Genomic DNA, 13892 nt, shown 5'->3' with positions numbered 1-13892 from the left:
ACCCTCCAGGAAGGCCCCCAAAAGGGGAATTCCTGACCTGCTAGGAGATCGTGTGCTCACTGTTGGTGACAAGTTCCCCGAGTTCGACCTGACCGCCTGCGTGTCGCTGGAGAGCGGCAAGGAGTTCGCGCAGATCAACCACAAGACCTACGAGGGTCAGTGGAAGATCGTCTTCGCGTGGCCCAAGGACTTCACCTTCGTGTGCCCGACCGAGATCGCCGCCTTCGGCAAGCTGAACGACGAGTTCGCCGACCGTGACGCCCAGATCCTCGGCTTCTCCGGCGACTCCGAGTTCGTGCACCACGCCTGGCGCAAGGACCACCCGGACCTGACCGACCTGCCGTTCCCGATGATGGCCGACTCGAAGCACGAGCTCATGCGTGACCTCGGCATCGAGGGCGAGGACGGCTTCGCGCAGCGCGCCGTCTTCATCGTCGACCAGAACAACGAGATCCAGTTCACGATGGTGACCGCCGGTTCCGTGGGCCGTAACCCCAAGGAGGTCCTGCGGGTCCTCGACGCCCTGCAGACCGACGAGCTGTGCCCGTGCAACTGGACCAAGGGCGAGAACACCCTGGACCCGGTCGCCCTCCTCTCCGGCGAGTGAGCTGATACCACCATGGCACTCGACGAACTCAAGTCCGCCATACCGGACTTCGCGAAGGACCTGAAGCTGAACCTCGGTTCGGTCATCGGCAACAGCGAACTGCCGCAGCAGCAGCTCTGGGGCACCGTGCTCGCCTGCGCGATCGCCTCGCGTTCGCCGAAGGTCCTGCGCGAGCTGGAGCCGGAGGCCAAGGCCAACCTCTCCGCGGAGGCGTACACCGCCGCGAAGTCGGCCGCCGCCATCATGGCGATGAACAACGTCTTCTACCGGACCCGGCACCTGCTGTCGGACCCGGAGTACGGCAACCTCCGCGCGGGTCTGCGGATGAACGTCATCGGCAAGCCGGGCGTGGAGAAGGTCGACTTCGAGCTGTGGTCGCTCGCCGTCTCCGCGATCAACGGCTGCGGCCAGTGCCTGGACTCCCACGAGCAGGTGCTCCGCCAGGCCGGCGTGGACCGTGAGACGATCCAGGAAGCCGTGAAGATCGCTTCGGTGCTCCAGGCCGTCGGCGTCACCCTCGAAGCCGAGGCCGTGCTCGCCGAATAGGACAGCGGTACCTTGTACGAGAAGGACCCCGCGGACGACCGACCGTCCGCGGGGTCCTTCTTCTGCCGTGTGCGTGGCTCCTTTCGCTTCCCTCTCTGCCCTGTGCCCGCTCGCCCGCGTCAGGTCCTGCGGGCGCGGGCGGCGAAGCGGTCGGCGAACGCGACGACGAGGTCGCGCAGTTCGTCCGGGCGCTCGACGACGAACGGCCGGTCCAGCGAGGCGAGTACCGGGGGCAGCCAGTCGAGCCGCTCGACCCGCAGCTCGACACGGTGCCAGCGCTCGGCCCCCGGGGCCGTGTCCACGCCCGTGGCCCCGTCCGTGTCCCCGTCGGTTCCGTCCCTGCCCGTCTCCGTGTGGAGCTCCTCCAGGCTCGCGACCGTTGCCGGGAGCCGGGCGCGGATCCGCTCGGCCGTGCCGTGGATCCGCAGGGTCACCCGGTGCCGGTACGCGGCCGCGGCGAACCCGGACAGGAGTCGCTCAGCGGGCTCGGGCCCCTCGGGTGCCTCGAACGTACCGGGCAGGGTCCTCGCGCCCTCGACGCGATCGAGCCGGAAGCTCCGGTCCTCGCCGATCCCGGGGTCCGTGCCGGTGACGTACCAGCGGCCCGCGTGGGCGACGATCCCGTACGGGTGCAGCCCGCGCTCGCTGCGCCGGCCGTCGCGGCCGGTGTACCTGATCGAGAGCGGCCGGTGGTGGCGTACCGCGTCGGCGACGGTGAGCAGAACCCCGGCGTCCGGAGCGGCCGGCTCGCCGGGCGGATCGGTGAAGGCCAGGGCCTCCAGCACGGTGGCGAGCCTGCGGGCGGCGCGCTCGGGCAGCACCCGGCGGATCTTGGCGGCGGCCGTCTCGCCCGCCGTGTCCGCCGTCGTCGTCAGTCCCGCCCGGCGCCCGGCGATCAGGCCGAGCAGCACGGCGAGCGCCTCGTCGTCGCTGAACATGAGCGGAGGCATGCGGTAGCCGGGGCCGAGCCGGTAGCCGCCGTAGCGACCGCGCACCGTCTCGACGGGTACGTCGAGGTCGGTCAGATGGTCCACGTACCGCCGCACGGTACGGGCGTCGACGCCGAGCCGGCCGGCCAGTTCGGCGGTGGTCCGGACGCCGCCCGACTGCAGCAGCTCCAGGAGGGCGAGCACACGGCCGGCGGGGCGGGACATGTCCGGAGCCTAACGCGAGCCCTGCATGAGCCCCGGTGAGCCCCGTGGGATCTCGGCGCCGATACCGGACCGGTTCTGTCCGGTATCGGTTCTAACGTGCGAAGTACAGCGATTCCACCGCCTCAGGGAGACCACCATGGACCTCGCATCGATCCGGATCATCACCGGCGACATCTCGCGTCTCGTCGAGTTCTACGAGAAGGCCACCGGGGTACCGGCGACCTGGTCCACCGAGGACTTCGCCGAGATCAGGACCTCCGGCGCCACGCTCGCCATCGGCAGCACCCGCACCGTGCCGCTGTTCGCGCCGGGCTCCGCCCGCCCGGGCGAGAACCACAGCGTGATCATCGAGTTCCTCGTCGAGGACGTGGACCGTGTGTACGGAAACCTCAGCGGCTTCGTCACCGACTTCGTCAACGAGCCCACGACGATGCCCTGGGGCAACCGGTCGCTTCTGTTCCGCGACCCCGACGGCACCCTCGTGAACTTCTTCACGCCGGTCACCCCGGCGGCCGTCGCGAAGGCCGCCCGCTGACGGCCCAGGCGGTCGGACACCGCGCAGCCCCCTCGCGCGCGGGAGCCCCGGGACCCGTGGGTCCCGGGGCTCGTCCCGCCCGTCTCGCTCCGCCCGTCAAGCCCGGGGGCGGTCCTCGCCGTTTCCGGGTACGCCGTCGTCCGCCTCGGGGGGCGTGTCCTCGGCCGCCGGGCCGGTGTTGCCGTCGGCCGGACCCGCGTCGCCCGTCCCCGTACCGCCCGGCCCGTCCCCGCCGCCCGGGTAGGACTCGTCGTACCGGTCCTCGGGCGGGGTGCCGGGGGCGGGGGTGGGCGCCACGTGGAGGGCGGAGGCGCCGTGCGGCCGGGGGGCGTGCCGCTGGGCCTCCTGGCGGCTGTACGACCGCAGGTAGCCGACCACCGTGTTGGTGACGGCGACCAGCGGGACGGCGACGACCGCACCGCCGATGCCCGCGACCATCCCGCCGGCGGCGACGGAGAGCACCACGGCGAGCGGGTGGACCCGCACCGCCCGGCCGAGGATGAACGGCTGGAGGATGTGCCCCTCGATCTGCTGCACCGCCAGCACCACGATCAGCACCATGAGGGCGGTGAACACCCCTTCGGTGACGAGCGCGACGACGACCGCCAGCGCCCCGGAGACGACGGCGCCGACCAGCGGGATGAAGGCGAAGAGGAAGATGAACACGGCGAGCGGCACCGCCATCGGCACGTCGAGGAAGTAGATCCCGAGCCCGATGAAGATGGCGTCGATCAGCGCGACGATCACGGTGCCCCGCACGTAGGCGGTGAGCGTGCGCCAGGCGCGCGGCCCGGCACCGGCGACCCCCGGGCGCGCCTGGGCGGGGACCAGCTTGAGGGTCCACTCCCAGATCCGCTTGCCGTCGTAGAGCAGGAAGAGCGTCGAGAACATCGCGAGCAGCATCCCGGTGAGGAACTCGACCATCACCGTGACGCCCTGGAGGCCGGCGGAGGTGATCTCCTCGGTGTTGGTGCCGATGGTGTCGCTGAGATTCTTGGCGATGTCGTTGATCTGCGACTCGGTGACGTGGAAGGGGCTGTCGAGCAGCCAGCGCTTCAACTCGTCGATCCCGTCGCGGACCTTGTCGGAGAGCGTGTCGAGGTTGTCCATCACCTGCCAGACGACGAACCAGCCGACCAGTCCCATGATGACGAAGCCCAGGACGGCGGTGACGGCGGTGGCCAGGCCGCGCGGCAGCCCGTACCGCCTGAGCCGCACCACGGTCGGCTGGAGCAGCGCCGTGACGAGCAGGGCGGCCACGAAGGCGAGCACGACGAGCTGGACGGCGCTGATGACGCGCATCAGCACCCAGAGGGTGCCCGCGAGCACGAGCAGCCGCCAGCCGGCCTCGGCGGCGACCCGCATGCCCCAGGGGATGGCGGCGACCGGATGGGCCCGCGCGGCGACGTCGGGGGCGTAGGCGGGCGGCGCGGGCACGTGGGCGGTCGCGTCGGGGGCGCTCTGCGCGGCGGGGGCGGGGGCGTGGTGGTGCCGGTGGTGCGTGTGGACGTGCCCGGACTCGGCCTCGTCGGCCTCGGCTTGCTGCCGCCGCTCGTCCAGGCGGGCGGCCAGGTCCGTCAGTTCGGCCCCGACACGTCCGAGCCAACCGGGCAGTTTCGACATGCGTGGTCCCTCTCCCCCGTGGGTGTGCACCGACCGTCTACCCCCGAACGGCCGGAATGCGACCGTACATGGGCAACGTGTCGCACCACGCACGATGCCCCGCACCGTTGGACGGTGCGGGGCATCGGAAGGTTGAGCGACTGGTCTAGTACCAGCTGTTGGCCTGCCAGAACGACCAGGCGCCGCAGGGGCTGCCGTAGCTGGCGTTCATGTAGCTGAGGCCCCACTTGATCTGGGTGGCCGGGTTGGTCTGCCAGTCGGCGCCCGCGGAGGACATCTTGGAGCCGGGGAGTGCCTGGACCAGACCGTACGCGCCGGAGGAGGCGTTGACCGCGCGGTAGTTCCACGTCGACTCGTGGTTCACGATGTTGCTGAAGCACTGGTACTGGTCGGCGGGGATCATCTGCCGGGCCATCGCCTGGACCTCGGCGACGGAGTACGAGCCCTGGGCGGCGAACGAGGTGGCGTCGCGGACGGCCGAGCGGCTGGCGCGCTCCTCGGCGTCCTTGGCCTCCTGGGCCTCCTTGGCTTCCTTCTCGCGCTCCGCCTGGTCCTCGGCCGCCTGCTTCTTGACCGTGGCGTCCTTGGCGGCCTGGAGCCGGGCCGACTCCTCGGCCGACTTCTTCGCGGCGGCGTCGGCGGCGGATGCCTGGGCATCGGCCTGCTGCGTCAGCGAAGCGGTCTGGACCTGGGCCTGGTGGCCCGCGGGGATGTCTGCGAGCAGCGTGGTGTCGGCTGCGGTGGCCTCGAAGTTGTTGTCGTCGGCAGCGGGAGTGCTGCCCGAAGCAACGCCTACGACGGCGCCAACGGTGGTGACCGCGGTGGCTGATGCCACTGCGAACCCCCGGACCGAGATCCGGCTCACACGGTGTCCTTCCAGCATCGCCCGCTTAGGTGACCTCGCGGGCGCGATCGTGCCCTCTGACACTGGCCTCCCTACTGCTTGGGTCACGGGAGGCACGGGCCCGGTGGGCGACTTCCTCGCGGAAGTGCCGCGTAGTGCTCGCGGGCGGCATACGGAGATCGGTTGTTGAGTTGTGTGGTGCTGAGCGCCTCGGAAGGTGCCCGGTTTTCCGTATGCGGGGCCTGACGGAAGCAAGACTCTGCCGGACAAGGACGCCGGGAAGCAATTCCCTGTTGCGTGGGAAAGCTCACACGCCGTTTACGCCACCCGTTTGACGGAAATGACGGCGCGACATGAAGACGCCCGGCTAAGCTCCTTCGCTTGCCGGGCGGCCCTCATGGACATGCGGGACAGATCGTCGAATCTGTCGTTGTTCTATCCCTCTTCGAGCATTTCGGTCACCAGTGCGGCGATTTGTGAACGCTCGGAGCGGGTGAGTGTCACGTGGGCGAAGAGCGGATGACCCTTCAGCTTCTCCACGACGGCGACCACTCCGTCGTACCGGCCGACTCTGAGGTTGTCCCGCTGGGCCACGTCATGAGTGAGCACCACACGGGAATTCGCCCCGATACGGGACAGAACGGTCAGCAGGACGTTGCGTTCGAGGGACTGCGCCTCGTCGACGATCACGAACGCGTCGTGCAGCGAGCGGCCCCGGATGTGGGTGAGCGGCAGGACCTCCAGCATCCCGCGCCCCAGCACCTCCTCGATCACCTCGCGCCCGGCCACCGCCGAGAGCGTGTCGAAGACGGCCTGCGCCCAGGGGCTCATCTTCTCGGCCTCGCTGCCCGGAAGATAGCCCAGCTCCTGCCCGCCGACCGCGTACAGCGGCCGGAAGACCATCACCTTCTGGTGCTGGCGGCGCTCCAGGACGGCTTCGAGGCCGGCGCAGAGCGCCAGCGCCGACTTGCCCGTACCGGCCCTGCCGCCGAGCGACACGATGCCGACCTCCGGGTCGAGCAGCAGATCGAGCGCGATCCGCTGCTCGGCGCTGCGGCCGTGGATACCGAACGCCTCCCGGTCCCCGCGCACCAGGCGGACGTTGCCCTGCGCCGTGACCCGGCCGAGCGCCTTGCCCCGCTCGGACTGGAGGACGAGCCCGGTGTGCACCGGGAGTTCGGCCGCCTCGGGGACGTACAGCGTCTCCTCGGCGAACAGCAGGTCCACCTGCTCGCCGGAGAGCGGCAGTTCGGCCATCCCGGTGTGGCCCGAGTCGGTGATGGCGAGCTCGGCGCGGTACTCCTCGGCGAGCAGCCCGACCGAGGACGCCTTGATGCGCAGCGGCAGGTCCTTGGAGACGACGGTGACGTCGTACCCCTCGGCCTGGAGGTTGCGCGCCACCGCGAGAATCCGTGAGTCGTTGTCCCCCAGCCGGTAGCCGGCGGGCAGCACGCCGGGGTCGGAGTGGTTGAGTTCGACACGGAGCGTGCCGCCCAGGTCCCCGAGGGGGATCGGGGCGTCGAGCCTGCCGTACCGGACGCGGAAGTCGTCGAGCAGGCGCAGCGCCTGCCGGGCGAAGTAACCGAGCTCCGGGTGGTGCCTTTTGGCCTCCAGCTCCGTGACGACGACGATCGGCAGCACGACTTCGTGCTCGTCGAAGCGCGTCATGGCGTTGGGGTCGGCCAGCAGGACGCTGGTGTCGAGAACATAGGTGCGCCTGTCGGGCATGCGGCGCTTTGAGCTGGTCACCACGGAAGGACGTACCCCCTCGGACGAGGTCGGGGAGTGCGACGGACGTCGCGGAACTTCCCGGAGGAAGAGGACGGACCGGGTTCGGACCCGAATGCGCGGGCCGAACGCCGGCCCTCCGCGTCGGACGTACGGTGCGTACGGTCCTTCGTGTGCAAAGGGCCTCCCGGGTGGACGGTCCGGTGGGCCGCCCACATGATGCGACGTCCGCCTGGTTGCTGACCGGACGTCGACCTGTCAGGGGTATTCCCTCGAACGCCCGAAGCCATGCCACGGGTTGTGCCACCGTCCCGGGGCGCCCAGGTGGACACGTGGCAACCACCGGCCGACGGGCGGAGGACCGCCACGGCGACGGCACGCCACGAGGGCGCCCCCGGCCGGTGGGGACGCCCTCGTGGCGGTGGTGCTCACGTATGTGCGGTGCTCACGTGTGCGCGGTGCTCACGTGTGCGCGGTGCGTACGTATATAAGGAGTGCGCGCGGTCCCGGGGGCTCGGCTCAGGCGCCGTAGCGGCGGTGGCGGGCCGCGTAGTCGCGGAGCGCGCGGAGGAAGTCGACCTTGCGGAAGGCCGGCCAGAAGACCTCGCAGAAGTAGTACTCGGAGTGAGCGCTCTGCCACAGCATGAATCCGGAGAGGCGCTGCTCGCCGCTGGTACGGATCACCAGGTCGGGGTCGGGCTGGCCCCGGGTGTAGAGGTGCTCGGAGATGAGATCGGTGGAGACGACCTCCGCCAGCTCCTCGAAGGTGGTGCCCTTGTCGGCGTGGTCCAGGAGCAGCGACCGCACGGCGTCGGCGATCTCCTGCCGGCCGCCGTAGCCGACGGCGACGTTCACGATTATCCCGTCGATGTCGGCGGTGGCCTGCTCCGCCTCCTTGAGGACGAGCTGGGTCTGGGCGGGGAGCAGGTCCATGGTGCCCACGTGGTGGACCCGCCAGCGGCCGTCCGAGGCCAGGTTGCTCACAGTGTTCTCGATGATGCCGAGGAGGGGCTTCAGCTCGGCCTCGGGGCGGTCGAAGTTGTCCGTCGACAGCAGCCAGAGGGTGACGACCTCGACATCGGTCTCGTTGCACCAGCCGAGCAGCTCGGAGATCTTGTCCGCGCCGGCCTGGTGCCCCTGCACCGCCGAACCACCGGACGCCTTCGCCCAGCGGCGGTTGCCGTCGAGGATGACCCCGATGTGCTTCGGCACCTGTGAGTGGTCCAGCCGGCCTTCCACCCGGCGTGCGTAGAGCCCGTACACCAGGTCGCGCAAGTTCACTGAGTTCACCCTCTCGGTTCCGTACGGGTCATCGGCCCGCCCGCCCCTGTCACAGGGGTACGGGGACCTCCCCGTGGGGGGTTCGCCGCCATGTCCGCACGGCCCCGCGCGGACGAGTGCCGCGCCGCGCGCCGGCATTCCCCGAAGCCGTCACATTACTGCGGGAAGGCGGCACGGGCCCAACCCGGTCTGTCACAACTCCGCGAAAAACAGAGAAATGTGAGCACTCGCCCACCTCTCGTACCACCGTGTCGCGCGCCGACTCCGGGGAGTGCCGGGCCCGCGCCGGAGGCTCCGGCGGGGTACGCGGCGGGTGGTGCGGGGAGTGGGGTGGTGCGGCAGTGGGTGGTGCGGGAAGGGGGCGGCGGGGATGTGGCCGAGGCGCCTCGGCCCCGGGGCCCGGCCCCCGAAAAAAATTCGGGCCGGTCCGTGGGGGGGATACGGACCGGCCCGAGGGGGGGAGTTCCACCCTAACCCTTCGTGAGCGTTCTCGCCCGCCACGCCACTCCACAACTACTCTCCGAATGCGCCGGACTCCGTTCCGGGCAGGGAATCCGGCATTCCGGGGCGTGTCGGGGCGCCTGGGGCCGGCGCGGGACGGTGCGGGCGGGTGTGGCCGGCGCGGGACGGTGCGGCCGGCGCGGGACGGTGCGGACGGTGCGGACGGTGCGGCCGGCGCGGGACGGTTTCAGGCCGGGTGGAAGCGGATGCCGAGCGCGTCTCCGGCGACGACCACGAAGTCGCCGTTCTCACAGTGGATGACGGCCTCGCGCACCTCGTCGTTCTCGTCCCTGCTCTCTTGGGCTCCGGTGACCGTCCAGCCTCCCCCGTACGGTGCGGGCGGCACGCTGTTCAGCGGGCCGTGCGCCCACAGCCCGGCGGGCACGCACCATGCGGGCAGCCTCGGCCAGGTGCCGGCGGTCACCCGGAGCGTCCGGTCGGAGGCGCAGGTCATCAGGACGGACCGGTCGTCCGCGAGGACGAACTCGACCGCTTCGGCGCCGCCGGCCCGGCCGTCCGGGCGGTAGAAGACACCGTGGACGCCGATGATCCGCGCGCCCCGGAGCCAGTCGGATCGGCCCGAGCGGTGTCGGCCGGCCGTCCCCCCGGACTGCTCGCTCCCCACGACACGCTCCCTCTCTCCGTACAACTCGTCCAGGATCGCACTCTGCGGTACAAGACGGCACAAGGGGAGGGAGGTTAACGATTTCCTCACCTAAAGCCGTTCCGCGGGGCGCTTGTCGGCCTGCGCGCCTCGATCAGGAAGCGCGTGGTGCGGGCGGTGAAAGGGCCCTCGGTCTCGATCCGCCGGTGCAGCGACTCCAGTTGTGGCCGGTAGGCGTCGACGGTGAAGCCCGGCACCATCCAGATGACCTTGCGGAGGAAGTAGACGACGGCCCCGATGTCGAAGAACGCGGTGTCCAGCGACTCCGACCGCAGGTCGGTCACCACGAGCCCCGCCGCCTCGGCCTCGGCGCGGGCCCGCTCGGGATCGCGGGCGGCGTACGCCGAGGGCGGCAGCGGGCCGAGGAAGTGCTCGACCAGCTCGAAGACGCTCGCCGGACCGACCTGCTGGGAGAAGTACGTACCCCCGGGGGCCAGTACCCGGGCGATCTCCTGCCACCAGGTGGTGACCGGGTGCCTGCTGGTCACCAGGTCGAAGGCGCCGTCCCCGAACGGCAACGGCGGCTCGTCGGAGTCCGCGACCACCACCGCCCCGCGTGGGTGGAGCAGGCCGGTGGCGCGGGCCACGTTCGGCGGCCAGGACTCGGTGGCCACCATGAGCGGCGGGAGGACGGGAGCCGAGGCCAGTACCTCGCCGCCGCCGGTCTGGATGTCGAGCGCGGCGGTGGCCCGGCCGAGCCGGTCGGCCATCGCGCGGGCGTACCCCCAGGAGGGCCGCTGCTCGGTCGCCCGCCCGTCGAGCCAGGAGAAGTCCCAGCCGTCCATCGGCGCCGCCTCCGCCTCGGCCACCAGCGCGGCGAAGCGGTCGGCGGACGCGCCGGTGAGGGCCGGGGAGGGAGACGAGGCGGGAGATGGGGCGGGGGTTTCGGGTCGCTGCGGCATGTCCGCAGGGTCGCAGGAGGGCGCGGCGACCGCGAACGGTTTTGGGGGCCGGCGCCTTGGGGGCCGGTGTCTTGGGGTCTGGCCTCTTGGGGTCTGGCCGTCGGTCTTGGCGGCAGGCAGTGCCGTCGCCCCGGCCTGCCCGTGGTCGGGCGTCACAGGGCGCCCAGGAGGACGCCGGTCAGCGCGCCCGCGATCATGAAGGGGCCGAACGGGATGCCCGTACGACGGTGCGCGCGCCGCAGCACCAGCAGCCCGAGGCCGTACGCGGCACCGAAGAGGAACCCGGCGAACCCGCCCGCGACCAGCACCGGCCAGCCGTACCAGCCGAGCACCACGCCGAGGGAGAGGGCGAGCTTCACGTCGCCGAAGCCCATCCCGTTCGGGTTGATCAGGTAGAGGACCAGGTAGAAGCAGCCCAGCACGGCCCCGCCGAGCAGCGCCCCGGTCCAGGAGCCGACGTGCTCCGGCAGCAGGGCCGCCGCGCCCAGGAGGACGACGGCGGCTCCGGCCAGCGGCAGGGTCAGCTGGTCGGGAAGGCGGTGGACCCGGTGGTCGACGGCGGCGAGGAGTACGGCGACGGGGGCGAGCAGCAACCAGACGGCGAGCTCGGGACGCGTCCCGGTCGCGGCGGCCAGCAGGGCGCAGGCCAGTGCGGTCACCACGGGGAGGAGTACCTGCGGCGCGTAGGGGGCGGCGGTGGGGGCGGAGGCGCCGCCCGCAGTGCTCGTGGTGCCCGCAGTGCTCGTGGTGCCCGCAGTGCTCGTGGTGCCCGCAGTGCTCGTGGTGCCCGTAGTGCTCGTGGTGCTCGCTGTGCCCCCTGCTCCCGTGGCGCTCGTCGCGTCTGCCGTGCTCGTCGCGTCTGCCGTGGCCGCGGTGCCCGATGCGCAGGCCGGGCAGCGGGCGGGGCCCAGCCAGCCGCGTGTGGGGCCGGTCCCGGGGAACGGGTGCCCGGCGGGGCAGGCGTCCCGCCACTCCTCCTCCGGCTCCACCGACAATCGGTACGCGGCACGCGGGATCAACAGCCCGGTGGCAGCGCCCCAGACGGCGGCGAGGGTCACGAGGGTGATCCGGATGGCGTCCACGGACCGACCCTAATCGCACTCCCCCGCACGGGTCTTGGGCCCGAGGGCCCACCGGCGGGGCCGCTCGATCCCTGCCCGCTCGATGCCCGCCCGCTCGATGCCTGTCCGCTCGATCCCTGCCCGCTCGATCCCTGCCCGCTCGATCTTTGCCCGCTCGATCTTTGCCCGACGGGACACGCGCCCTTCCGGTGGGCGCTACGGTCGGTGCCCATGGGCAGATGGCGTGATGGCGACGGAACACTGACCGTGGGTACGGGCGGCGAGGCGCGGGTGATCCCGCTACGGGTGGCGGCCTCGTACCGGGCACGCACCCGGGGGCTGCTCGGGCAGGACGGTGTCGAGGGGGCGCTGCTGCTCACGCCTTGTTCGAGCATCCACACCTTCCGGATGCGGTTCGCCATCGACGTGGCCTACCTGGACCGGAAGTTGAACGTCGTCGCCGTCCGCACGATGAAGCCGGGCCGGCTGGGCCTGCCCCGGCTGCGCGCCCGCCACGCGGTGGAGTCGGAGGCCGGGGCGATGGCGGGTTGGGGGCTGCGGCCGGGGGTCCGGGTCACGGTGGACGGAGTGGGGCCGGCCGACGGCTGAACACCCTTACGGAGATGGCGCCTCGGGTCCTCACGGCGCGGGCGGGAGCTTCCCTGCCTGCGCGGTGACGAGCGCGGGCGGGATGGTGGGGACCATGCCGTCCAGGTAGTTGGCCGCGCTGAAGACGACCACGGCGGCCGCGCTCCGTACGACGGTGAACACCAGCGGGCTCGACTGCCCGCCCCAGCCGCACATCATCCGGAACGCCACCGCGTCCTGGCCGGCCCGCGGGGCGGGGAGCGCGGTGACGGAGGTGTACACGGCCGGTCCGTCGCCGCCCCGGGTACGGAAGCCGCCCGCGCAGACGGCGACAGCCCGCCGCACCCGGTCCAGGAGCGACGCGGCGCCGTCGCCGTCGGCGTACGCGGCCAACAGCACGGTCACCACGGTCTGATCATCGCGCCCCACACGGGACGCGTCGACGGCGGCACGCAACACGACTGCTGCAGGGGCCGGTTGAGGAGCGAGGTTGACCAGGTCGACCAGTGGGGCGCAGACGGGGTCGTCGGACCGCTCGGTGCCGCGCACCTCCTCGTACCCCAGGGGCGCGATCGCGTACCCCTTCAACTCATTTCGACCCAGGGCCATTTCGGCTGGAGTGGGGGCGGAAGATCCCGTGGGTGGGGTGGTTCCGAGGGCGGGCGAGGGGGACGGGATCGCCGGGCTTCCGCTCGCGCCCCCCGGACGCGGCCCCACCCGACCGGCCCCTCCGCCGCCCGTTGCGCAGGCCTCCATCACCAGACAGAGCACGACGGCGACCAGCCCACCCGCCGTGCGCCCGGGCCGACTTCGCATGGGTCCACCGTCCGTTCTCCGCCCGGCGCGCCCGCGCCCGGGGCGCCTGCCCTGCCTGTACGCCGGTCCAGTCCGCACGTACCGCCGACACCATCCGTCGGTCCAGTCCGTCCGCCGTGTCTCCAGCCTGCACGTCCCGCGTTTCGCTTGCGTGTCGCGGGACATCGAACGCCGGGCGCGGGATCAGGCGGGGCGCGGGATCAGGCGGGGCGGGGGAGGCCGTCCCTCCTCCGGACCGCATGACCGGGCGCGCGGGACGCCGGACCGGGCGCTGGGGACATGGGGCCGGGTGCACGGGACGCAGGGACCGGCGACTGGGACGTGCACCCGGTGACGGCCAGGGCCAGCCGGTAGCGCCCTTCCTCCGCCGCCTTCGCCCGTAGGGACGCCAGCGACGCGGCCAGTTCCGCCGCGCGCAAGGACATGATCAGCGACACGTCGTGGTTCTGCGCCCCGTCCTCCTCGGCCGGGAGCCGCTTCGCCCCATGAAAGTACAGCTCCCGCGCGAAGTCCCGTGCGAAGAGGGACGGTTCCACCGCGCCCCCCGGTCCGCCGCGGTCCTCGGGGCTGGCGGCAAGGACCAGCGCGGAGTACAGCGCGCGGGCGCCGGTCCTCGCCAGCACGTCGAGGCCTGCGACGGCTCCGGGCCCGTGCAGCTCGGGCAGTGCGTGCAGATGACGGAGCAGTTCCGGGACGGCGGCGGGCCGCGGGTGCGGGCTCCAGAGCAGGTCCACGGCGGCCCGGCACGCCGCCAGGTCGTCGGCGCGCCCGGCGAGGTCCAGGGAGCGCAGCAACACCACGGAGGTACGTTCCGCACAGCCGGCGGCGAAGGCCCTGGCTTGCGGGAGGCTCCCCAGGAAGACCAGACTGCGCACACTTTCCAGTACTTTCACGGCAGGTTCCCGTCGGCGTGCGGCCCGGCGCCGTGGGGGGAGCACCGGATCGCTGTCTCGTGATCTACGACTCCGACGCTAACTCCCCAGCAGGACTGGGTCTTGGGCCCCTGGGCTCAGCGGGGGCCCATTGATCCGCGCGGCGGGTG

At 71.9% G+C, this 13892-nt stretch carries 14 protein-coding genes; 4 read left to right on the top strand and 10 right to left on the bottom strand.

Translation table 11 applies throughout. From position 1 onward, the window contains the following. Nucleotides 1-52: 52 nt before the first annotated feature. Together OG599_RS22205 and OG599_RS22200 are read left to right on the top strand one after the other, a co-directional pair. On the top strand, nt 53-607 hold the full coding sequence (locus OG599_RS22205) for a peroxiredoxin (RefSeq protein ID WP_327177728.1): 555 nt from the start codon (nt 53-55) through the stop codon (nt 605-607). Between the two features lie 12 nt (nt 608-619). Then, nucleotides 620-1153, top strand: coding sequence for an alkyl hydroperoxide reductase (locus OG599_RS22200; RefSeq protein ID WP_327177727.1), 534 nt, complete (start codon nt 620-622; stop codon nt 1151-1153). 119 nt (nt 1154-1272) lie between these two features. Here the strand turns inward: OG599_RS22200 and OG599_RS22195 are convergent, their stop codons facing one another. Beyond that, complete coding sequence (locus tag OG599_RS22195; protein WP_327177726.1) at nt 1273-2307, bottom strand: helix-turn-helix transcriptional regulator; 1035 nt, start codon at nt 2305-2307, stop codon at nt 1273-1275. 136 nt (nt 2308-2443) lie between these two features. Between OG599_RS22195 and OG599_RS22190 the strand changes: the two genes are divergently transcribed. Then, complete coding sequence (locus tag OG599_RS22190) at nt 2444-2842, top strand: VOC family protein (RefSeq protein WP_327177725.1); 399 nt, start codon at nt 2444-2446, stop codon at nt 2840-2842. A gap of 96 nt (nt 2843-2938) precedes the next feature. Here OG599_RS22190 and OG599_RS22185 read toward each other — a convergent pair whose 3' ends face one another. The 7 genes from OG599_RS22185 to OG599_RS22155 all read right to left on the bottom strand — a co-directional run bounded on the left by OG599_RS22185 (nt 2939) and on the right by OG599_RS22155 (nt 11467). After that, complete coding sequence (locus tag OG599_RS22185) at nt 2939-4465, bottom strand: AI-2E family transporter (RefSeq protein WP_327177724.1); 1527 nt, start codon at nt 4463-4465, stop codon at nt 2939-2941. A 145-nt stretch (nt 4466-4610) separates the two neighbouring features. After that, on the bottom strand, nt 4611-5330 hold the full coding sequence (locus OG599_RS22180; RefSeq protein WP_327177723.1) for a lytic transglycosylase domain-containing protein: 720 nt from the start codon (nt 5328-5330) through the stop codon (nt 4611-4613). Between the two features lie 414 nt (nt 5331-5744). Continuing rightward, nucleotides 5745-7061: a PhoH family protein gene (locus OG599_RS22175; RefSeq protein WP_327177722.1), complete on the bottom strand. Its 1317-nt coding sequence runs from the start codon at nt 7059-7061 to the stop codon at nt 5745-5747. A gap of 495 nt (nt 7062-7556) precedes the next feature. Then, the gene (locus OG599_RS22170; RefSeq protein WP_327180140.1) at nt 7557-8318 is read right to left on the bottom strand and encodes an isoprenyl transferase; all 762 of its coding nucleotides are present in this window, start codon (nt 8316-8318) and stop codon (nt 7557-7559) included. 688 nt (nt 8319-9006) lie between these two features. Next, nucleotides 9007-9444 carry a hypothetical protein gene (locus tag OG599_RS22165; protein WP_327177721.1) on the bottom strand — a complete coding sequence of 146 codons (438 nt, stop codon included), beginning with the start codon at nt 9442-9444 and terminating at the stop codon, nt 9007-9009. A gap of 86 nt (nt 9445-9530) precedes the next feature. Beyond that, on the bottom strand, nt 9531-10385 hold the full coding sequence (locus OG599_RS22160) for a class I SAM-dependent methyltransferase (protein ID WP_327177720.1): 855 nt from the start codon (nt 10383-10385) through the stop codon (nt 9531-9533). A 152-nt stretch (nt 10386-10537) separates the two neighbouring features. Next, nucleotides 10538-11467: a prepilin peptidase gene (locus tag OG599_RS22155; protein ID WP_442809502.1), complete on the bottom strand. Its 930-nt coding sequence runs from the start codon at nt 11465-11467 to the stop codon at nt 10538-10540. Between the two features lie 210 nt (nt 11468-11677). Here OG599_RS22155 and OG599_RS22150 point away from each other — a divergent pair, with 210 nt between their 5' ends. Continuing rightward, complete coding sequence (locus OG599_RS22150) at nt 11678-12055, top strand: DUF192 domain-containing protein (protein ID WP_327177719.1); 378 nt, start codon at nt 11678-11680, stop codon at nt 12053-12055. 30 nt (nt 12056-12085) lie between these two features. On the opposite strand, the gene OG599_RS22145 is transcribed toward OG599_RS22150, so the two are convergent. Further along, nucleotides 12086-12643, bottom strand: coding sequence for a hypothetical protein (locus tag OG599_RS22145; RefSeq protein ID WP_327177718.1), 558 nt, complete (start codon nt 12641-12643; stop codon nt 12086-12088). 407 nt (nt 12644-13050) lie between these two features. Further along, on the bottom strand, nt 13051-13743 hold the full coding sequence (locus OG599_RS22140) for a hypothetical protein (protein ID WP_327177717.1): 693 nt from the start codon (nt 13741-13743) through the stop codon (nt 13051-13053). Between the last annotated feature and the right edge of the window lie 149 nt (nt 13744-13892).

It is taken from the genome of Streptomyces sp. NBC_01335 (assembly GCF_035953295.1).
Lineage (GTDB): Bacteria > Actinomycetota > Actinomycetes > Streptomycetales > Streptomycetaceae > Streptomyces.
This window is presented reverse-complemented; position numbering and strand designations above follow the sequence as displayed.